The following is a 19,363-nucleotide window of genomic DNA, read 5'->3' on the forward strand; positions in this document are numbered from 1 at the left end:
GATTTTATAGGCGTTGCAGGCTCGCGTCGGCGCTATATGTACCCGTTTCTGCGATCTAACTCAACCTTTTTAAATACAATGATGTGACTTTTTACATAAATAGATTTTACATAAAAGAAACAAACACAGGGTAAACGAACGGAGGGTTGGTTGATATGGGTCAACAAAAAGGCCCGTCTCGGGCCTTAAGTGGTCATTTATGCGCCGTCTTTCGCGGCCGGCTGGCGTAAAGATAGAAGAGAATGGAGCAGGTCGCGCAGAGGGCAATCGCCCACAGCATCGGCCAGGCGGTATTAAACGTCGCCGTCGAGAGCAGCGCCCCGACTATCGCGCCAATTCCGAAACGGAACGTTCCTGCCAGCGACGAGGCGGTGCCCGCCATATGCGGAAATTCGTCGAGGATCACCGCCATCGCGTTGGATGAAACCATCGACACGCAGCCGACAAACGCCGCCACGCCCACCACCAGCGCCCAGAAACCGACGCCCAGCAACGCGCTCAATACCAGCCAGATAGCCATCACGAACTGGATCCACAGCCCGGCGCGGAACATATTCAGCGCCCCAACCCGCCGGACAAAGCGGCTGTTGATAATGGTCATCACAAACAGGAACACAATATTCAGCGCGAAGTAGTAACCAAAATGCTGGGGTGACACATGGTTCAGTTCGATGTACACAAACGGCCCCGCGCTCAGGAACGAGAACATTCCGGCAAAGCTGAAGCCGCTGGCCAGCATATAGCTGAGCACACGCTTATGGCGAAACAGCGAGGCAAAGTTGCCAAGCGTGGTGCGAATGTGGAACTTCTGACGTCGCTCGACCGGCAGCGTTTCATCGATAAAGACGAAGATCATCACCGAGGCCAGCAGCGCGGCAATCGCCAGGATCCAGAAAATCGCATGCCAGCTGAACCACACCAGGACCGCCCCGCCCACCATGGGGGCGACCAGCGGCGCAATGGTCGTGACCAGCATGACGAACGACATCATGCGTGAAAACTCTTCCTTCGGGTAGACGTCGCGCATCAGCGCGTTAATCACCACGCTTGCCGCAGCCGCCGCCAGGCCATGGAAGAAGCGCATCACAATCAGCTGATCGATACTCTGCGCCAGCGCGCAGGCCACCGCCGCCGCGGCAAATATCAATGTCCCGCCCAGGATAACCGGTTTACGCCCCAGGCTGTCGGCCATTGGGCCATAAAAGAGCTGACCGAGGGCAAAACCAAGAATGTAGGTGCTGAGCGTCATCTGCGCGCTGCCTGCCGGTACGCCAAACTGAGCGGAAATCACCGGCAGCGCGGGCAGATACATATCGATAGACAGCGGCATCAGCATGGCCAGCAGGCCAAGGATAAATACAATTTTAAACGACGAGTGTGGCCTGGTGGTCACAGGGTTCTCCTGAATTTAGCGTGAAGGCAGCCCGACGCTGGCAATCTCTTCTTCCGTCAGCGGGCGATATTCCCCTGGGGCCAGGTCTGGATCGAGTTCAATCGCGCCGATACGTTCACGATGCAGCCCCACAACGTGGTTGCCCACGGCGGCAAACATCCGCTTCACCTGATGGTAGCGGCCTTCACTGATGGTCAGACGGACGTCCGTGGGGGTGAGGATTTCCAGCACCGCCGGTTTGGTCAGATCCTTCTCATTATGCAGCTGAACGCCTTTCGCGAATTGCTCTGCCGTGTCATCCGAGACCGGAGACTCAAGCATCACCCGATAGGTTTTCTCACAGTGATGGCGCGGGGAGGTGATGCGGTGCGACCACTGGCCGTCATCGGTCATCAGCACCAGGCCGGTAGTATCGATATCCAGTCGCCCTGCCGCATGCAGCTTGTGCGCCACAGGTTCGTCGAGGAAATAGAGCACCGTCGGGTGATCCGGATCGTCCGTTGAACAGACGTAACCTTCCGGTTTGTTGAGCATGAAGTAGCGCGGGCCATTCTGCTGGGTCAGCGGGTTGCCGTCATACTCCACCTGGTGCTCAGGCTGGAGTTTAAAAGCGCTGTCTTTCACAATGTCGCCGTCCACGGTTACGCGGCTGGCGCGAATTTCACGCCCGGCAATAGCGCGGCTTACGCCGAGTTGCTGAGCGATAAACTTATCAAGTCGCATGAAATCTTTTTAGCCTTAATGGTGCTGGAAGTCGGACTACGCGTCCGAAAAAGAAGCAGTCAGAAACAGTTCAGTATAATGGTCTGGTTGCGCCACTCAAGGGAAAAAGTTTCGTGGCATACTATATGCGAGTTAACTGAATAGAGAAGCCATGACGTTCACATTACGCCCCTATCAGCAGGAAGCCGTTGATGCCACCCTCGCCTGGTTTCGCAAGCATCGGGAGCCCGCCGCCATCGTTCTCCCGACCGGAGCCGGTAAAAGCCTGGTGATTGCCGAACTGGCGCGCCTGGCCCGCGGACGCGTGCTGGTGCTGGCGCACGTCAAAGAGCTGGTGGCGCAAAACCACGCCAAATATTGCGCGCTCGGCCTGGAGGCCGACATTTTTGCCGCCGGACTGAAGCGCAAAGAGAGCCACGGAAAAGTGGTGTTTGGCAGCGTACAATCCGTTGCGCGCAACCTGGAACTGTTTCGCAGCGAGTTTTCCCTGCTGATTGTCGATGAGTGTCACCGCATCAGCGATGACGACGACAGCCAGTATCAGCAAATCCTCACTCATCTGAAAAAGGTGAATCCTCACCTCCGTCTGCTTGGCCTCACCGCCACGCCGTTTCGTCTGGGCAAGGGCTGGATTTATCAGTTTCATTATCACGGCATGGTGCGTGGCGATGAAAAGGCCCTGTTCCGCGACTGTATCTATGAGCTTCCGCTGCGCTACATGATCAAGCACGGCTACCTGACGCCGCCGGAGCGGCTGGATATGCCCGTCGTGCAGTACGATTTCAGCCGTTTACAGGCGCAGAGCAACGGGCTGTTCAGCGAGGCAGATCTTAACCATGAGCTGAAAAAACAGAAGCGGATCACGCCGCATATCATCAGCCAGATTGAAGAGTTCGCGCAAACGCGCAAAGGGGTGATGATTTTTGCTGCCACTGTCGAACACGCGCGCGAAATTACGGGGCTGCTGCCCGCCGACGACGCGGCGTTAATTACCGGTGAAACCCCCGGCCTGGAGCGCGACAGCCTGATTGAGGACTTCAAAGCTCAGCGGTTCCGCTATCTGGTGAATGTCTCCGTACTAACCACCGGCTTTGACGCCCCGCACGTCGACCTGATTGCGATTCTTCGCCCGACGGAATCCGTCAGCCTGTATCAGCAGATTGTTGGCCGCGGGCTGCGTCTGGCGCCGGGCAAAACCGACTGTCTGATCCTTGATTACGCCGGTAACCCGCACGATCTCTATTCGCCGGAAGTCGGCACGCCAAAAGGCAAGAGCGACAACGTGCCCGTTCAGGTTTTTTGCCCTGCCTGCGGGTTTGCCAACACCTTCTGGGGGAAAACCACCGCCGACGGCACGCTGATCGAACATTTTGGCCGCCGCTGTCAGGGCTGGTTTGAAGACGATGAAGGCCATCGCGAACAGTGTGATTTCCGCTTCCGCTTCAAAAACTGCCCGCAGTGCAATGCCGAAAACGACATTGCCGCCCGCCGCTGTCGGGAGTGCGACACGGTCCTGGTCGACCCGGACGACATGCTGAAAGCGGCGCTGAAGCTGAAAGATGCGCTGGTGCTGCGCTGTTCCGGCATGGCCTTACAGCCCGGCGCGGATGAAAAAGGCGAGTGGCTAAAAATTACCTACTACGACGAGGATGGCGCAGACGTCAGCGAGCGGTTCCGGGTCCAGACGCCCGCCCAGCGCACCGCGTTTGAGCAGCTCTTTATCCGCCCGCATACCCGCACGCCTGGCGTGCCGCTGCGCTGGCTAACCGTGGCCGATATCGTGCGCCAGCAGGCGTTACTGCGCCATCCTGATTTTGTTGTCGCCCGTAAAAAAGGGCAGTTCTGGCAGGTGCGTGAGAAGGTCTTTGACTATGAAGGACGCTTTCGCCGGGCAAACGAATTGCGCGGTTAACGGGACTTTTCGTTGATGCGCGAGCCATTTGAGTATAAAATGCCGCCCGCTTCACATCCGTGAGGCAGAACACTCACCTGCTGCTGGGTCGCCTGTAGTAGGGTTTTAAATACAGAGAGAAATCAATGTTCACTATCGAAGCAGAAGTACGTAACGTGCAGGGTAAGGGTGCGAGCCGCCGCCTGCGTACCGCAAACAAGTTCCCGGCTATCGTTTACGGTGGCGAAGCTGCTCCAGTTGCTATTGAACTGGATCACGACAAAGTATGGAACATGCAGAACAAAGCTGAATTCTACAGCGAAGTTCTGACCATCGTTGTTGACGGTAAAGAAGAAAAAGTGAAAGTTCAGGCTGTTCAGCGTCACGCGTTCAAGCCAAAACTGACTCACATCGACTTCGTTCGCGCGTAATCGCAAACCTGTCGAGAAAAACCCCGCGTTTGCGGGGTTTTTTTATGGCTGTTACTTACCGCCAGAGGTGCGACGCTGAAGCTGGTCGCGCAGATTCGGCGGCGTGCCTTTAATGGTCAGCGTGTCGGTGGCCGGGTCCCAAAAGATACGTTCCCCGAGCAGCATGGCATCAAAGTTAATGGTTAACCCACCGCCGCTACCGGCAAATTTCGTCAGCTGACGCAGCGTACTTCGATCCGCCGGAAAGCTCTCTTCCAGCTCATAGCCTTTTTCCGCAGTAAATTCCTGGAAGCTGACTTCGCTGACGCCTGCCAGCTCTTTGGACAGCGACTCCAGCTCAATCTCTTCTCCAGCCTGTAGCTGCTCGTTGCAGTAGCTGTAAACCTGCTGACGCACGGTCTGACGCTCAAATTTATCAAGCTGCGCCTCAGCCGTAAAGTCATCCACCGCCTGGAGGAGACCTTTGTTCTGCGCTTTGGCATTCAGCCCTTCGCTGGCGCCGAGGAAGTCCATAAAGAAATCCGCCACTTTGCGGCCCACGCGGCCTTTAAGGAAGGTCAGATAGCGCGTTGATTCCGGGTTGGTTTCCCATTCGGTTAAATCGATACGCGCCACAATATCCGCATGGTTGATATCCAGGTAGTGCGTTGAGCTGATATCCAGCTGCTCGTTCACGCGCATACTGCTTAAGTTATTCAGCACGGTGACCAGCAGATACTCTACCGCCAGATAGCGGTAGTGGCAGAACAGGACGATACCGCCATCGGCGAAGGGATATTTCGCCAGCTCGTCACGCAGACGGCCAGTAGCAGCGCGGCTGAATGCCAGGAAATCCTCTTCGCCCTGACGTTGCAGGCGCAGGCTATCCGCCAGTTCGCTCTCTTCGCTGAACAAGCCATAGGCTTTATTTTTCGCGCTGTAGACGCGATGCAACTCCGCCATCATCTCGACAACGGTAGGCGTTGGTTCCAGTAACGAATCGCGCAGCACCACTTCAAGGGTTTGCTCATCACGCTTGATAAGCTGGTGCAAGGCAATCTGGTTGATTTCCAGACTCATGATAAACTCTCCTTATAGACCGGGCGGTATTCAACCACCACCAACGCATGTGTGCAACAGAAGATAAAAAAGGGGAAAAAAAGCTGTTGCTACGGTAATATGTCGCCCTTCTCTCAACAAACTGATTTTGATTTATGCCACAACATTCCCGCTACAGTGACGAACACGTTGAACAATTGCTCAGTGAGCTGGTCAACGTACTGGAAAAACATAAAACGCCAACCGATCTCTCCCTGATGGTTTTGGGAAATATGGTTACCAACCTGATCAATACCAGCGTTGCTCCGGCTCAGCGTCAGGCGATCGCCAAATCTTTCGCCCAGGCTTTGCAGTCCTCCGTTAGCGACGACCAGGCACACTAAGGGAAACGAACAACAGTTTATGGTGACGAATCGTCAGCGCTACCGTGAAAAAGTCTCCCAGATGGTCAGCTGGGGGCACTGGTTTGCCCTGTTCAACATTCTGTTGGCGATGGTGCTCGGCTGCCGTTATTTGTTTGTGGCGGACTGGCCAACCACGTTAACCGGGCGCATCTACTCGTGGATGAGTCTTGTTGGTCACTTTAGCTTTCTGGTCTTCGCCACCTATCTGCTGATCCTGTTCCCACTGACGTTTATCGTCATGTCGCAGCGGCTGATGCGCTTCCTGTCCGCCATTCTTGCGACGGCGGGCATGACGCTGTTGCTGATCGACAGCGAAGTCTTTACCCGTTTCCACCTGCACCTGAATCCTGTCGTCTGGGAGCTGGTGATTAACCCGGATCAGAACGAGACCGCGCGCGACTGGCAGCTGATGTTTATCAGCGTGCCGATTATCCTGCTGATCGAAATGCTGTTCGCCACGTGGAGCTGGCAAAAACTCCGCAGTCTGACCCGACGCCGCCATTATGCGAAGCCCGTCGCGGCGCTCTTTTTCGCCTCATTTATCGGTTCGCACCTGATGTATATCTGGGCAGATGCGAACTTCTACCGCCCGATTACCATGCAGCGCGCAAATCTGCCGCTCTCCTATCCGATGACGGCGCGTCGTTTCCTCGAAAAACACGGCCTGCTGGACGCGCAGGAGTATCAGCGTCGTCTGGTCGAACAGGGTAATCCGGAAGCGGTCAGCGTGCAGTATCCCCTGAGCGATCTGAAATATCGCGACATGGGCCGCGGTCAGAACGTGCTGCTGATTACCGTCGATGGCCTGAACTATTCCCGCTATGAGAAGCAGATGCCAGCGCTGGCTGAATTCGCTGAGAACAACATCGTATTCACTCAGCATATGAGCTCCGGTAATTCGACCGACGCGGGTATTTTCGGCCTGTTCTACGGCATTTCACCGAGCTATATGGACGGCGTGCTGTCGGCCCGTATTCCGGCGGCATTGATTACCGGGCTTAATCAGCAGGGCTACCAGCTGGGGCTGTTCGCCTCTGATGGTTTCAACAGCTCGCTGTACCGCCAGGCGCTGCTGTCTGATTTCTCACTGCCCGCCGCGCAGAGCCAGTCTGACGATCGGACCGCTGACCAGTGGATAGACTGGCTGAAGCGCTATGCGCAGGAAGATAACCGCTGGTTCTCCTGGGTTGCGTTTAACGGCACAACGCTTGATGACAGCAATCAGAAAGGCTTCGCGCGCCGCTATAGCCGTGCGGCGGGCGATGTCGATGCGCAGATCGGCCGCGTGCTGACCGCCCTGCGCGACGCGGGCAAGCTGGATAATACGGTCGTGATTATCACGGCGGGGCATGGCGTGCCGCTCGGCGACGAGGCGAAGGGCATGGAGTGGTCGCGTCCGAACCTGCATGTTCCCCTGGTGATCCACTGGCCGGGCACTCCCGCGCAGCGCATCAACATGCTCACCGACCATAAAGACGTCATGACCACGTTAATGCAACGGCTGCTGCACGTTAGCACACCGGCAATTGAGTACTCGCAGGGACAAGACCTCTTTAGCGCCACGCGGCGTCATAACTGGGTCACGGCTGCTGGCGGAAACACGCTGGTGGTGACCACGCCGACGTTGTCCCTGGTGCTGAACAGCAATGGCAATTACCAGACGTATAACCTCGAAGGTGAGAAGCTGAAAGACCAGAAGCCGCAGCTCAGTTTGCTGTTGCAGGTGCTGACAGACGAGAAGCGCTTTATCGCTAACTGATTATTTATGAATCAGTTAGCGTTGCTTGCCCCTTGCATTCAAAAAGGAATCGAGTAGTATTCCTTTTATGCGTCGGCACGTAGCGCAGCCTGGTAGCGCACCGTCATGGGGTGTCGGGGGTCGGAGGTTCAAATCCTCTCGTGCCGACCAAAACTACACAAAAAAACCAGCCGCTTATGGCTGGTTTTTTATTGCCTGTCTCCGCATGCGCAATGCTTAGTGTTTTTCACGCCCACCGAGAAAGAAAATCCCCAGCGGAATCGCCAGCAGGACGGTGAACACCAGGCTGTAAACAAAGATCATCGCCGATTGCAGGACAAACATGCTGGTTGTCCAGGCAGAGAGCGGGATGTTGTACTGCTCAATCACACCGACAATGGTTGCTCGCCCCACGCATGCAGCAGCAATCATAAACACAACCAGTAACGCCAGCAGGAACTTGCGGCCTTCAGGTGTCTTCAGTTTTTCCCGTACCATCTCCCCTCCCTTTACAGATGAATAACAATAATTAACGCGTAAAATAACACGATTGCCGCATCGACTCCAACACAGCATTAAACACCAATAAATGAACATAAAAGCAGTGCATTACTCCGTTTAAAATGAAAATATGAGTAAATTACGCCAACTATTCACGTGCTATATGTTAGTCTTTCCAGGATCGTTTTAACAAAAAGGAATGACAGTGAAAAACGCACCTAAATTTGCCATCGCCCTCATCGCCGCTGCGTGCGCCAGCACTAGTGCTTTCGCCAGCGAAACCCGGAAAGAGCAGCCGCTGGAAAAAGTTGCTCCGTATCCGCAAGCGGACAAAGGGATGAAGCGCCAGGTTATTCAGCTCCCGGCTCAGCAGGATGAAGCAAATTTCAAAGTTGAGCTGTTAATCGGCCAGACGCTGGAAGTGGACTGCAACCAGCATCGCCTGGGCGGCCAGCTGGAAAGCAAAACGCTGGAAGGCTGGGGCTATGACTACTATGTCTTCGACAAAGTAACCTCGCCAGTCTCCACCATGATGGCGTGCCCGGACGGCAAGAAAGAGAAGAAATTTATTACCGCGTATCTGGGTGATAACAGTCTGCTGCGCTATAACAGCAAGCTGCCGATCGTCGTATACACGCCGGAAAACGTGGATGTGAAATATCGCGTATGGAAGGCGGATGAGACGGTAGGACAAGCGGTAGTTCGTTAATAATAAGTCGGGTGGCGCTCTCGCTTACCCGACCAGGAAAGGGTGCGTTCTGGTGCCCTCACCCCACCCCTCTCCCACCGGGGAGAGGGAGAAAACACTAAAAACGGTAACAGATGTTACCGTTTTGCGTTTACCTTACAGCGCGATATCCGGTACCGGCTTGCTTTCCGCCTGAGGCTTCAGCTCTGCCTTTGGCGCAGCATCCGCAGCCTGCGGTTTAACGTATTGCAGTTGCAGAACACGGCTGGTGTATTCCAGCTCTTGTTCCGTGGCTTCAACGTTACCGTTCAGCTTCGTACCGTAGGATGGAATAATGGTTTTCAGCTTCGCCTGCCATTCCGGGCTGGATACTTTGTCCTTAAACACTTTTTCCATCAGGTGCAGCATGATTGGCGCAGCGGTAGACGCCCCCGGAGATGCCCCCAGCAGCGCGGCAATGGTGCCATCCTTATCGCTTACCACTTCGGTGCCCAGACGCAGCACGCCGCCCTCTTTCGGATCGCGTTTGATAATCTGCACGCGCTGACCCGCCTGCCACAGACGCCAGTCTTCTTTCTTCGCCTGCGGATAGTACTCTTTCAGCGCCTCGAAGCGTTCTTCATCAGAGAGCATCACCTGGCTAATCAGGTATTTCACCAGATCGAAGTTATCCAGCCCCACGTCCATCATTGGCTTAACGTTTGACGTCGTGGTCGCGCTCAGCAGATCCCACAGGGAACCGTTTTTCAGGAATTTGGTGGAGAATGTGGCAAACGGCCCGAACAGCACTACGCGCTTACCGTCCAGCATGCGGGTGTCGATATGCGGAACGGACATCGGTGGTGCGCCCACAGAGGCCTGACCGTACACTTTAGCCAGATGACGGTTAACCACTTCCGGGTTTTCCGACACCAGGAACTGGCCGCCGACCGGGAAGCCCGCGTAGTCGTCCGCTTCCGGAATACCGGACTCCTGCAACAGTTTCAGCGCCGCGCCGCCCGCACCGATAAACACGAACTTCGCCTTAATCACATGCTCGGCTTCGTTGTTTTTCAGATCGGCAACGGTCACGCTCCAGCTGTTATCCGCGTTGCGCTTGAAACCACGCACTTCGGAGCTGAGTTGCAGGTTAAAGTTCTCTTTTTTCTTCAGAGAGGACACCAGCTGACGGGTGATTTCACCGTAGTTAACGTCAGTACCAATTTCAGTGCGGGTCGCCGCTACTTTCTGGTTCGGATCGCGGCCTTCCATGACCAGCGGCGCCCACTCTTTGATTTGAGCGTGATCTTCAGAGTATTTCATCCCGCGGAAAAGCGTGCTCTGTTGCAGGGCAGCGTAGCGCGCGCGCAGGAAGTTGACGTTTTGATCGCCCCACACAAAGCTCATGTGCGGTACGGTGTTGATGAAGGAGTGTGGATTGTGCAACACACCGCTGTTCACCTGGTGAGACCAGAACTGACGTGAGATCTGGAACGCTTCGTTGATCTCTACCGCCTTCTCGATACTAATGGAACCGTCCTTTTTCTGCGGCGTATAGTTCAGTTCCATGAGTGCCGAGTGCCCCGTCCCGGCGTTGTTCCAGCCGTTAGAGCTTTCCTGTGCCACGCCATCGAGGCGCTCGACCATGGTCATGGACCAGTTCGGCTCTAATTCCTGAAGATACGTTCCCAGCGTGGCGCTCATGATGCCGCCACCAATTAAAAGGACATCCGTTTCCTGCTCTTTTGGTGCGTCAGCCTTCGCTGCCATCGAGACGGCGTTCAGCCCCACGGCCAGAGAAAAGAGCACGGCAGTCATTTTTTTCATCATTTATGCCTTAGTTGAATAGTGCTTGATGCGTGGAAATTACAGGTGAAACACGCTGCGGTGGCACGGTAGCAACTTTTAAATATTGTTTAAAGGTTACGAAATTATTGTAATTGTGAAATTTAATGATGGATTGTTTGTAGGGATTTGGCAGACAGGCTGGCACCCGACGATTTTCCTGGCTATCATGCTGCACTTTGTGATCGCGCGCACGGAAGCCTGCCCCTACCAGCGAATTGTTTCATTACCCCACTCGTCTGTACCTCAAGAAGGCCATGTCGCCACTGTTTTACGTTCGCCTCACCGTCTGATGCGCGAAACCCTGGCCGGTGTGATCACCGCGCTGGCGCTGATCCCGGAAGTGATTTCGTTTTCCGTGGTCGCGGGCGTGGATCCGAAAGTGAGCCTTATCGCCTCCGTGGTGCTCTGTTTCGCCCTTTCCCTGCTCGGCGGGCGTCCGGCCATGGTGACGGCGGCGGCAGGTTCCGTCGCGCTGGTGATTGGGCCGATGGTCCATCAACACGGCGTACAGTACATTCTGCCCGCAGTGGTGATGGCAGGCGTGATTCAGATCCTGTTCGGCGCGCTGGGTATGGCGCGGCTGATGCGCTTTATTCCCCAGTCGGTGATGACCGGGTTTGTTAACGCCCTTGGCATTTTGATTTTCTTTGCCCAGGTGCCCCATTTCTGGAGCCGAAGCCCGCTGATTGTGGGCCTGTTCGTGCTGACGCTGCTGATTGTGCTGTGGGTGCCACGCTATATCAAAAGCGTGCCCTCCCCGCTGATTGCCATTGTGCTGCTGACTTTGTTCACCGTCACCAGCGGGCAAATCCTGCCGACGGTAGGGGATGAAGGTTCCATGGGCGGCGGTTTGCCGGGCTTTACGCAACTGCTGGTGCCGCTCAATCTGGAAACCCTGAGCATCATCTGGCCGTGCGCGCTCAGTATCGCTTTCGTTGGCCTGCTGGAATCCTTGTTGACGGCAAAACTGGTGGACGAGCTGACCGCTACCCCCTCCAGTAAGCGCCGCGAGAGCATCGGGCTGGGCGTGGGCAATATTATGGCCGGGTTCTACGGCGGCATTGCGGGCTGCGCGATGATTGGGCAGACCATCGTTAACGTGGAGATGGGGAAAGGCAGAAGCCGTATCTCCACCCTTGCGGCGGGCATCGTACTGCTGGTGCTGGTTACGGCGCTCAGCGAGGTGATGGCCAAAATTCCGATGGCGGTACTGGCGGGAATTATGGCCATTGTGGCCGTCAAGACCTTTAGCTGGCATAGCGTTCAGCCCGGAACGCTGAAAAACGCGCCGGTGGCTGAAACCGTCGTGATGCTGGTGACGGTTGTGGCAACGGTTTTCACCGGCAACCTGGCGATTGGCGTGCTGGGCGGGATTGTGATGATGTTCATCCTCCCTGCCCGACTTAAGCAAAAAGCGCTGGCTACAGAAGAAAAATCGTCGCCAGTCCAAGAAAAATAAAGAAACCGCCGGTATCGGTAATGGCGGTGATCATCACGCTCGACCCCACCGCGGGGTCGCGCCCCAGCCGGGTCATGGTCAACGGGATAATCACGCCCATCATCGCCGCCACCAGCAGGTTCAGCACCATCGCCAGCATCATGACCCCGCCCAGCGCCATATCATCATACAGCCACCAGGTAATGCCGCCCATGATGCCGCCCCAGACCAGGCCATTAATCAGCGCGACGCCCATCTCCCTGAAAATCAGCCACGAGAAATTACCCGGCTGTATGTTTTCCAGCGCCAGGGCGCGAACGATCATGGTGATAGTCTGGTTACCGGTGTTCCCGCCGATCCCCGCCACAATCGGCATCAGCGACGCCAGGGCCACCAGCTGGGAAATGGTATGTTCGAAGCCGTCAATAACGCGGGACGCCACGAACGCGGTGCATAAATTGATGGCGAGCCACGCCCAGCGCGTTTTGACGGCCTTGCCGACGGAGGCATGAACGTCATCTTCGGCACTGATCCCGCCAAGGGCACGCAGGTCGTTATCGGTCTCTTCATAGACCACGTCAACGATCTCATCGATGGTCAGACGCCCCATCAGCTTGCCCACCGAATCCACCACCGCCGCGCTCACCAGGTCATCACGTTCGAAGGTACGCGCCGCTTTTTCGGCATCGTCTTCCGGCGAGAAGACCATCGGCTCGGTTTCCATGACCTCACTCACCCGCTGCTGGGTGCTGTTCAGCAGGATCGTTTTCAGCTCCAGCTCCCCGAGCAGAGTTTTATCCCGCGAGGTGACGAACAGTTTATCGGTGTTGTCCGGCATACTGCCCAGGCGACGAAGATAGCGCTGCACCGTACCCAGGGTGACGTCCGGGCGCACGGTGATGACGCCAAACTCCATGATCGCGCCGACGCTGTTTTTCTCGTAGTGCATCACCTGACGCACGCGCGCCCGCTCTTCAGCAGGCAGGGAAGCCAGCAGGCGTCCGGTCAGGTTGCGCGGAAGATGCTGAACGAGGTAAATCTGCTCATCGATATCCAGCGTTTGCAGGGCGTCAAGGATGTCCCGGTCGCTCATCTCATCGATAAGGTCATCCCAGACGTTTTCCGAGGCTTCAAGCAATACCTGACCGCGCTCGTGATCCTGCACCAGCCGCCACAGGGCGTGGCGCTCCTCGGAAGGCAATGCCTCCAGGGTGTCCGCCAGGTCCGGGGGCGGTAAATGTGCAACCAGCGCACCTACCTCAGCAATATCGTCGGCCAGCGTGCCGACATCATATTGCTCAGCCAGGGTTAGCTTACCCAATAACGTTGACGTGACCGCTTTATCGGTCGTCAGGAGCCAGATGAGCCGCGCACGCTCCTGGTCACGCTGCCTGGCGCTGTTTTTCTTTAATACCGACATCAATCATAAATCCATTAAATGAGTTGGCGTTAAGCATAGCGCGGGGATATGTAAATAAGAATAAACGGCGGGTCGGGATGGAGAAAAAAACGGCATATATGAAAAATTAGTGTGCCGGGCGCCACCCGGCACAATTGCAATCAGGCCGTACGCGCCACCGCGTCCCGTGACGCCGCATCGCGCTCATCGCCGGTCAGCTCGCTCAGCTTGCCGTCGCGCATCTCCAGCAGACGGTCGGCGTGAATGAAGTAGTGATCGTCATGGCTGATGGCAAAAATGGTTTTTCCCATCGCCTGCATCAGCGGCAGCAGGACCTGATAAAACTCGCGACGGAAGTGCGGGTCCTGATCGGCGGCCCACTCATCCAGCAGGATGATGTCACGCTCCTCGGCCAGGGCCAGCAGCAGCGCCACGCGCTTCTTCTGCCCTTTCGATAGTTTGAGATTCAGGATTTTGCCATCCTGTAGCTCCAGCTTGTGCGACATTTGCAGGTGCGCAAGCCACTTTTCCACCAGCGCCGGATCCGCCTGCTGCCCTTCCGGTCCCAGCAGCCGGTCGAACAGCCAGACGTCGGTAAATACCGCCGAGAAGAGCTTGCGGTAGTCCTCCGGTTTCTCCGCGCTCAGCGCTTTACCATCCAGCAAAATTTCACCTGCCTGCGGCTGGTAGAGGCCCGTCAGCAGCATCGCCAGCGTAGATTTGCCGCTGCCGTTGCCGCCGATAAGGAACAGCAGTTCGCCGCGATGAATGGTCAGGTTTATCGGCCCTACGGAGAAGGCGTTATCCTGATAGCGGAAGGTAACGTTACGCAGCTCCAGCGTTTGCCAGTTCGGGAAGGCCTGCGGGCGCGGGAACTCAGCCTTAAACGGCGCAAGGTCGAATTTCTTCAGCTTGTTGAAGGCCACCTGAGCGCTCAGCAGCGTCGGCAGTGCGCCAACGGCCGACAGCAGCGGCGTGCGTAAAAACAGCAGCGTCAGGGAGTAGGTTGCCGCCACGTTGGTATCCGCCCACCCCAGGCTGTTCGCCATCCAGAACACCAGGCCAATCGCGCCCAGCATCATGATGTTGGACCAGTTCACGGCGCTCAGGTGGAACGTATCGGCGCGGATAATGTGATGACGATATTCGTGCGCATCCGGGATATAGAGATGGTTGAAGATATGCTCGGCACGCTCGCGGTTCAGCGTCAGCTCTTTGCGCCCTTCCAGCACCGTCTGATAATCGTTATAGAGCTTGTCTTCCGTTTCGCGCAGCACCGCCATGTGCTTATAGACGCGTGATACCAGCAGGAACCCGCCCCAGATGGTAATAACAATCCACAGCGCCGTAACCGCCAGCATTTTGCTGGAGAGCCAGGCGAGATAGGCTGCCGAGCCAAATGTCAGGATGATCCCCTGCACCAGCTCCGGCAGGCGCACAAAGGCGATGGTAATGGCGCGCACATCGCTGGTCAGCCCCGCCAGCAGAGAGGCACTTCCCAGCTGCTCGATGCGTTCCACCTGAGTATCAAGGATCCGTTTGATGAACTCACTGCGCAGACGGAAAACGAAATGGTGGCCGAGGGCGGTCAGCGCCAGCTGTGACCCGAGCGTGACTGCCATCAGCAGCAGCAGTAAACCCAGAAATTCCGGCAGGACGGAGAGTGACGTGTCGACCATTTCGATCAAACGCACGTTAATGAAGGCAATCAGGCCGATCCCCAGCGCCGCGCTGGCAAGGCTTAACGCCATCACCGCGATAAAAGGCCAGCGATACTGCCGCCAGACAAGAAGAAGTAGTTGCATGCAGAGCAATCCGGACAAGAAAAATCAGCCAGCAGTGTAAACTGCCTTTCACACACATCAAGAATAATTCTTATTTTTATTCTCTGTATGCCGCCTGACGGAACGTGAGGTTGTAGCGAAATGCCCCCGCCACCGGGTGATCGCCAGGTTTAAGCGGCTGAATACCGTGGTAAAAAAGCCGTGATTCACCGCCCCAGACCACCACATCACCATGCTCCAGCATCAGCCGTTTGAGCGGGTCGTTGCGCCGCAGGCCGCCAAACTGAAAGACAGCGGGCAGCCCAAGGGATACCGAGACGATCGGCGCGCGCAGGTCCGGCTCGTCCTTATCCTGATGCAAGGAGAGCTTTGCCCCAACGGCATAGCGGTTGATAAGACAGGCATCGGGTCGAAAATCAGGATAACCGGCCGCCACGGCGGCGTCATGACACAGCGCCTGAAACGCCTCCGGCATCGGCGGCCACGGCTGATCCGTCAGCGGATCGTTCGCGGCATATACATAGCCCCGCTCATTCGTCGCCCATCCCAGTTCGCCGCAGTTGGTCATCGCCACGGACATGGTATACCCGCCCGGCGTAACCATATGGCGAAACGGCGAACAAGCGGTAACGGCATCAATACCGTCGAACAGCGCCGCCGCGCGGGAAAGCGCGAAGCGTCTCAGGATCGTCGCCCCCGGCGCGAGCGGCTCGTGCCAGGGTTCAGCATCAGCAAAAAGATCGAGCATTATCCCTCCGGGTTGTTCGCCTCACGTTTCAACAATAGCATCTTACGCGCTGCTCCCCAGCGATAACCCGACAGCGCACCGTCGTTACGCACCACGCGGTGACAGGGGATGACTATCGCCAGTTTGTTGGCACCGCAGGCCCCCGCCACGGCACGTACGGCATTGGGTTTACCAATGGCCTTCGCCACCTGCTGATAGCTTGCCGTTTCACCGCAGGGGATATCCCGCAGCGCCTGCCAGACCTGCTGCTGGAAGGCGGTACCACGGATATCCAGCGGCAGCGTCAGCGGCGTCGCGCGGCTGTCGACAGAGGCAATAACCTGCCGAACACGCCCGGCAAACGCGCCTTCCATCGGTTCACGGACGGCAAGCGGAAACAGTGACAGCAGCTCAGCCGTCAGCCCGGCGTCGTCATCACCCAGCAGTATTGCGCAGATCCCGCGCTCGCTTTCCGCCACCAGACAGCGGCTCAGCGAGCAGTCACTGATGGCATAGCGGACCGCAGCCTCTCCGTTGCGGTACTGTTTTGCCGTCATGCCCAGCGCGCCGTTGGCTTTACGGTAGTAGCTGCTGCCGTCCGGAAAGCCAGCGGCCAGTACGGCGTCGGTGATTTTACCGCCCTGTGCAAGCAGGGTGCGCAGGCGTTGTTCACGCGCGGCCTGCTGCCATGCTTTCGGCGTCATGCCGGTGACGGATTTAAACAAGCGGTGGAAATGGAACGGACTCATGGCAACCTGCTGCGCCAGTGCCTCCAGGTTCAGCGCGGCATCCTGTTCAAGCAGTCGACAGGCCAGCGCAATGTTGGCCTTTTTCTGCGCCATAGGGTCGACCTGGTCCGGCCTACAGCGCTTACAGGGGCGGAAACCCGCCTGCGCGGCCTGGTGAGCATCAGGATAAAAGCAGACATTTTTACGCAGCGCGTGGCGGGCGCGGCAGGACGGACGACAATAAATGCCGGTCGTCTGCACGGCAAAGACAAACTGGTTATCCGCACGCGGATCGCGGGCCAGTACGGCCTGCCAGCGATCCTCATCGGTAAGATAGGTTGTGTTTTTCATTATCGGCTCCTCTTACAAGCATACGCTCAGCTTGCCTGAACGCCACCGAACAAAAACCCGCAACCTTGCTTTTTAATTTTTTTCGCTCACCAGGAAGCTATTGAACTGCGGCGAACTCCAGGTTTTAAATCCGTCAGCCTCTTTGGTGATCATATAGACGGCCAGCCCTTCCTGACGCACCACCTCTTTGGCCTTCTCCGTGCCGAGCACCATCAATCCGGTATCCCAGGCATCCGCTTCCAGCGCGGTTGGGGCTATCACCGTCACGGACACCAGGTTGTGGGTAATCGGGCGTCCGGTTTGCGGATCAATCACGTGCGAGATACGTTTGCCATCCAGCTCGTAATAGTTGCGGTAGCTTCCGGAGGTGCTGATACCATGCCCGTTGATGTCGACAATCGCCTGCACCGCGTTCTGCTGATCGGTTGGTTTTTGGATGGCCACTCGCCACGGCCTGCCGCTGGCGTTCATGCCCCGGCTGACGAGCGCGCCCCCGACGGAAACCAGATAACGCGGAATGCCTTCCTGCGCCATCAGGGCCGCGAGATGATCCGCAGCATACCCCTCGCCTACCGTGGAGAGATCGACAAACAGGTCGGGAATATCTTTTTGCAGGTATTGCTGACCGTACTGGGAGATCACCGCCAGATGCTGTAACCCTGTACGGGCGCGGGCGTCGTCGATGGCGGCTTGATCGGGTGTAGTCACCGGCTGCTTGTTGGGGCCAAATCCCCACAGGTTCACCAGCGGCCCCACGGTCACATCCATTGCGCCGTTGGTTTTGTAGCCCACGCGCATCGATTCCGTGACGATATCGGCCATCGCTTCGCTCACCGGCCACAGCGAGGTGCTGCTGGAGCGATTGAAACGCATCAGCGCTGAGTCATTTTTATAGGTAGAGAGTAGCTGATCGTCGGCATCCAGCTGCGCCTGAATTTTACCGCGTAATTCTTCAGCGCGGGATTTATCAATATCCATCACGCTGACGCGCCAGAAGGTCCCCATGGTTTTCCCTTCCAGCACCGTCGCGGCGGGTGCGTCGATTTTTGCGGGCTGTGTGGAAGAGTCACACGCGGTCAGGAGTAAAAAAGTCGCCAGAACGCTGGCGCGTAAAAAAGTCATATCCATTGGTTATTATCCTCATGCCAGGGCGGCAAGAGTACACTAAAACAGCGTATTTGTAAGACCCTAAAAAAGCATGAAAAAAGGGGCCTGATGGCCCCTTTGTCGCTGTATGAGCAATTAGAACTGGTAAACCAGACCCAGCGCGACGATATCGTCAGTACCGATACCTGCTGCGCGAGTGAAGTCGTTCTCATCAACCAGGTTGATTTTGTAATCAACGTAGGTGGACATATTTTTGTTGAAGTAGTAAGTCGCGCCAACATCAACATATTTCAGCAGATCCTGGTCGCCGTAGCCGTTTTCCAGGTCCTTACCTTTAGATTGCAGGTACGCCACGGATGGACGCAGACCGAAGTCGAACTGATACTGCGCAACCACTTCGAAGTTTTGCGCTTTGTTAGCCCAGCCCAGGTCGCCCGCACGGGTCGCGTTGTAAGTCTGAGTATACTGTGCAGCCAGGTAGATGTTGTTCGCGTCGTATTTCAGACCACCGGTGTAGGTCTCTGCGCGATCGCCGTTACCGTAGGCCATGGCGTTCTGGTCATCAGTACGTTTAGAGCTGGTGACCGCCGTACCGAGTGCGAAGCCTTCGCCCAGATCGTAGGTCAGAGAGCCACCGTAGCCATCACCGTTCTGACGCAGTGCCTCACGACCGTTGTTGGTCTGGCCTTCGCCGCTTGGGCTGCCGTTTTTACCCTGGTACTGCAACGCGAAGTTCAGACCATCAACCAGACCGAAGAAGTCCTGGTTACGGTAGGTCGCGAAGCCGTTACCACGCTGCTGCATGAAGTTGTCAGAACCGTAGGTATCGCCGCCGAATTCCGGCAGAACGTCGGTCCAGGAAGTCACATCGTAAACAACGCCGTAGTTACGACCGTAGTCGAATGAACCCGCATCCGCGAATTTCAGACCTGCGAACGCCACACGCGTCCATGAGTTGTTTTCGTTCTCACCAGAGTTACCCTGGATCTGGTATTCCCACTGGCCGTAACCGGTCAGCTGGTCGTTAACCTGAGTTTCGCCTTTGAAGCCAAGACGCATGTAGGTCTGGTCGCCGTCTGCACTGTCGTCATCAGAGAAATAGTGCAGACCATCCACTTTACCGTACAGATCTAAGGAAGGTGCGAATAAGCGGGGAAATTCTTCTCGGCTGACTCAGTCATTTCATTTCTTCATG

General features: G+C 56.4%; 16 protein-coding genes, 1 tRNA gene and 1 pseudogene. 7 read left to right on the forward strand and 11 right to left on the reverse strand.

Going from position 1 to position 19,363, the window contains the following annotated elements; all coding sequences use genetic code 11:
- Positions 1 to 193 precede the first annotated feature (193 nt).
- Both L379_RS08205 and rsuA read right to left on the reverse strand, forming a co-directional pair.
- A complete protein-coding gene (locus tag L379_RS08205; RefSeq protein ID WP_017383400.1) occupies positions 194 to 1,393 on the reverse strand; it encodes a Bcr/CflA family multidrug efflux MFS transporter in 1,200 nt (399 codons plus the stop codon).
- 15 nt (positions 1,394 to 1,408) lie between these two features.
- Positions 1,409 to 2,116 carry a 16S rRNA pseudouridine(516) synthase RsuA gene (rsuA, locus tag L379_RS08200; protein WP_017383401.1) on the reverse strand — a complete coding sequence of 236 codons (708 nt, stop codon included), beginning with the start codon at positions 2,114 to 2,116 and terminating at the stop codon, positions 1,409 to 1,411.
- A gap of 151 nt (positions 2,117 to 2,267) precedes the next feature.
- Here rsuA and L379_RS08195 point away from each other — a divergent pair, with 151 nt between their 5' ends.
- Positions 2,268 to 4,028 carry a DNA repair helicase RadD gene (locus L379_RS08195; protein ID WP_032103232.1) on the forward strand — a complete coding sequence of 587 codons (1,761 nt, stop codon included), beginning with the start codon at positions 2,268 to 2,270 and terminating at the stop codon, positions 4,026 to 4,028.
- Positions 4,029 to 4,153: 125 nt separating this feature from the next.
- Positions 4,154 to 4,438 (forward strand): 50S ribosomal protein L25, encoded by a 285-nt coding sequence (rplY, locus tag L379_RS08190; protein ID WP_015572298.1) that lies wholly within the window; start codon positions 4,154 to 4,156, stop codon positions 4,436 to 4,438.
- Positions 4,439 to 4,489: 51 nt separating this feature from the next.
- Here rplY and yejK read toward each other — a convergent pair whose 3' ends face one another.
- On the reverse strand, positions 4,490 to 5,497 hold the full coding sequence (yejK, locus tag L379_RS08185) for a nucleoid-associated protein YejK (protein ID WP_032654302.1): 1,008 nt from the start codon (positions 5,495 to 5,497) through the stop codon (positions 4,490 to 4,492).
- Positions 5,498 to 5,631: 134 nt separating this feature from the next.
- Here yejK and L379_RS08180 point away from each other — a divergent pair, with 134 nt between their 5' ends.
- The 3 genes from L379_RS08180 to L379_RS08170 all read left to right on the forward strand — a co-directional run bounded on the left by L379_RS08180 (position 5,632) and on the right by L379_RS08170 (position 7,789).
- A complete protein-coding gene (locus L379_RS08180) occupies positions 5,632 to 5,859 on the forward strand; it encodes a YejL family protein (protein ID WP_001135586.1) in 228 nt (75 codons plus the stop codon).
- Positions 5,860 to 5,878: 19 nt separating this feature from the next.
- Positions 5,879 to 7,639 (forward strand): LPS biosynthesis-modulating metalloenzyme YejM, encoded by a 1,761-nt coding sequence (gene yejM / locus L379_RS08175; RefSeq protein WP_017383404.1) that lies wholly within the window; start codon positions 5,879 to 5,881, stop codon positions 7,637 to 7,639.
- Between the two features lie 73 nt (positions 7,640 to 7,712).
- Positions 7,713 to 7,789, forward strand: a tRNA-Pro gene (locus L379_RS08170).
- A gap of 66 nt (positions 7,790 to 7,855) precedes the next feature.
- On the opposite strand, the gene L379_RS08165 is transcribed toward L379_RS08170, so the two are convergent.
- Positions 7,856 to 8,116 carry a DUF2534 family protein gene (locus L379_RS08165; protein ID WP_006811332.1) on the reverse strand — a complete coding sequence of 87 codons (261 nt, stop codon included), beginning with the start codon at positions 8,114 to 8,116 and terminating at the stop codon, positions 7,856 to 7,858.
- Positions 8,117 to 8,318: 202 nt separating this feature from the next.
- Between L379_RS08165 and eco the strand changes: the two genes are divergently transcribed.
- Positions 8,319 to 8,828, forward strand: a complete 510-nt coding sequence (gene eco, locus L379_RS08160; RefSeq protein WP_015572295.1) for a serine protease inhibitor ecotin — start codon at positions 8,319 to 8,321, stop codon at positions 8,826 to 8,828.
- A 135-nt stretch (positions 8,829 to 8,963) separates the two neighbouring features.
- On the opposite strand, the gene mqo is transcribed toward eco, so the two are convergent.
- Complete coding sequence (gene mqo / locus L379_RS08155; protein WP_032654305.1) at positions 8,964 to 10,613, reverse strand: malate dehydrogenase (quinone); 1,650 nt, start codon at positions 10,611 to 10,613, stop codon at positions 8,964 to 8,966.
- Between the two features lie 187 nt (positions 10,614 to 10,800).
- Between mqo and L379_RS08150 the strand changes: the two genes are divergently transcribed.
- A complete protein-coding gene (locus L379_RS08150) occupies positions 10,801 to 12,093 on the forward strand; it encodes a SulP family inorganic anion transporter (RefSeq protein ID WP_032655668.1) in 1,293 nt (430 codons plus the stop codon).
- Here L379_RS08150 and mgtE read toward each other — a convergent pair.
- The 6 genes and pseudogenes from mgtE to L379_RS08120 all read right to left on the reverse strand — a co-directional run.
- The gene (mgtE, locus tag L379_RS08145; protein ID WP_006811337.1) at positions 12,056 to 13,492 is read right to left on the reverse strand and encodes a magnesium transporter; all 1,437 of its coding nucleotides are present in this window, start codon (positions 13,490 to 13,492) and stop codon (positions 12,056 to 12,058) included. The genes L379_RS08150 and mgtE overlap by 38 nt on opposite strands.
- A 140-nt stretch (positions 13,493 to 13,632) precedes the next feature.
- Entirely contained in the window at positions 13,633 to 15,276 is a 1,644-nt protein-coding gene (locus L379_RS08140) for a multidrug ABC transporter permease/ATP-binding protein (protein ID WP_017383408.1), read from the reverse strand.
- A 76-nt stretch (positions 15,277 to 15,352) separates the two neighbouring features.
- A complete protein-coding gene (gene alkB / locus L379_RS08135; protein WP_003859395.1) occupies positions 15,353 to 16,003 on the reverse strand; it encodes a DNA oxidative demethylase AlkB in 651 nt (216 codons plus the stop codon).
- Positions 16,003 to 17,061, reverse strand: a complete 1,059-nt coding sequence (gene ada, locus L379_RS08130; protein ID WP_032654307.1) for a bifunctional DNA-binding transcriptional regulator/O6-methylguanine-DNA methyltransferase Ada — start codon at positions 17,059 to 17,061, stop codon at positions 16,003 to 16,005. Before ada ends, alkB begins: the two co-directional genes overlap by 1 nt.
- 72 nt (positions 17,062 to 17,133) lie before the next feature.
- Positions 17,134 to 18,189 carry an FAD:protein FMN transferase ApbE gene (gene apbE, locus L379_RS08125; RefSeq protein ID WP_015572290.1) on the reverse strand — a complete coding sequence of 352 codons (1,056 nt, stop codon included), beginning with the start codon at positions 18,187 to 18,189 and terminating at the stop codon, positions 17,134 to 17,136.
- A 114-nt stretch (positions 18,190 to 18,303) separates the two neighbouring features.
- Positions 18,304 to 19,302, reverse strand: a pseudogene (locus L379_RS08120) (porin OmpC); the annotation flags it as partial.
- Positions 19,303 to 19,363: the final 61 nt, after the last annotated feature.

The sequence above is a fragment of the Enterobacter sp. MGH 33 genome, assembly GCF_000534535.1.
GTDB lineage: Bacteria > Pseudomonadota > Gammaproteobacteria > Enterobacterales > Enterobacteriaceae > Enterobacter > Enterobacter hormaechei_C.

Coding starts and splice junctions, on each gene's coding strand:
- rsuA (WP_017383401.1), bottom strand. CDS start 2,116: ATGCGACTTGATAAGTTTATCGCTCAGCAACTCGGCGTAAGCCGCGCT.
- L379_RS08195 (WP_032103232.1), top strand. CDS start 2,268: ATGACGTTCACATTACGCCCCTATCAGCAGGAAGCCGTTGATGCCACC.
- rplY (WP_015572298.1), top strand. CDS start 4,154: ATGTTCACTATCGAAGCAGAAGTACGTAACGTGCAGGGTAAGGGTGCG.
- yejK (WP_032654302.1), bottom strand. CDS start 5,497: ATGAGTCTGGAAATCAACCAGATTGCCTTGCACCAGCTTATCAAGCGT.
- L379_RS08180 (WP_001135586.1), top strand. CDS start 5,632: ATGCCACAACATTCCCGCTACAGTGACGAACACGTTGAACAATTGCTC.
- yejM (WP_017383404.1), top strand. CDS start 5,879: ATGGTGACGAATCGTCAGCGCTACCGTGAAAAAGTCTCCCAGATGGTC.
- L379_RS08165 (WP_006811332.1), bottom strand. CDS start 8,116: ATGGTACGGGAAAAACTGAAGACACCTGAAGGCCGCAAGTTCCTGCTG.
- eco (WP_015572295.1), top strand. CDS start 8,319: ATGACAGTGAAAAACGCACCTAAATTTGCCATCGCCCTCATCGCCGCT.
- mqo (WP_032654305.1), bottom strand. CDS start 10,613: ATGAAAAAAATGACTGCCGTGCTCTTTTCTCTGGCCGTGGGGCTGAAC.
- L379_RS08150 (WP_032655668.1), top strand. CDS start 10,801: ATGCTGCACTTTGTGATCGCGCGCACGGAAGCCTGCCCCTACCAGCGA.
- mgtE (WP_006811337.1), bottom strand. CDS start 13,492: ATGTCGGTATTAAAGAAAAACAGCGCCAGGCAGCGTGACCAGGAGCGT.
- L379_RS08140 (WP_017383408.1), bottom strand. CDS start 15,276: ATGCAACTACTTCTTCTTGTCTGGCGGCAGTATCGCTGGCCTTTTATC.
- alkB (WP_003859395.1), bottom strand. CDS start 16,003: ATGCTCGATCTTTTTGCTGATGCTGAACCCTGGCACGAGCCGCTCGCG.
- ada (WP_032654307.1), bottom strand. CDS start 17,061: ATGAAAAACACAACCTATCTTACCGATGAGGATCGCTGGCAGGCCGTA.
- apbE (WP_015572290.1), bottom strand. CDS start 18,189: ATGGATATGACTTTTTTACGCGCCAGCGTTCTGGCGACTTTTTTACTC.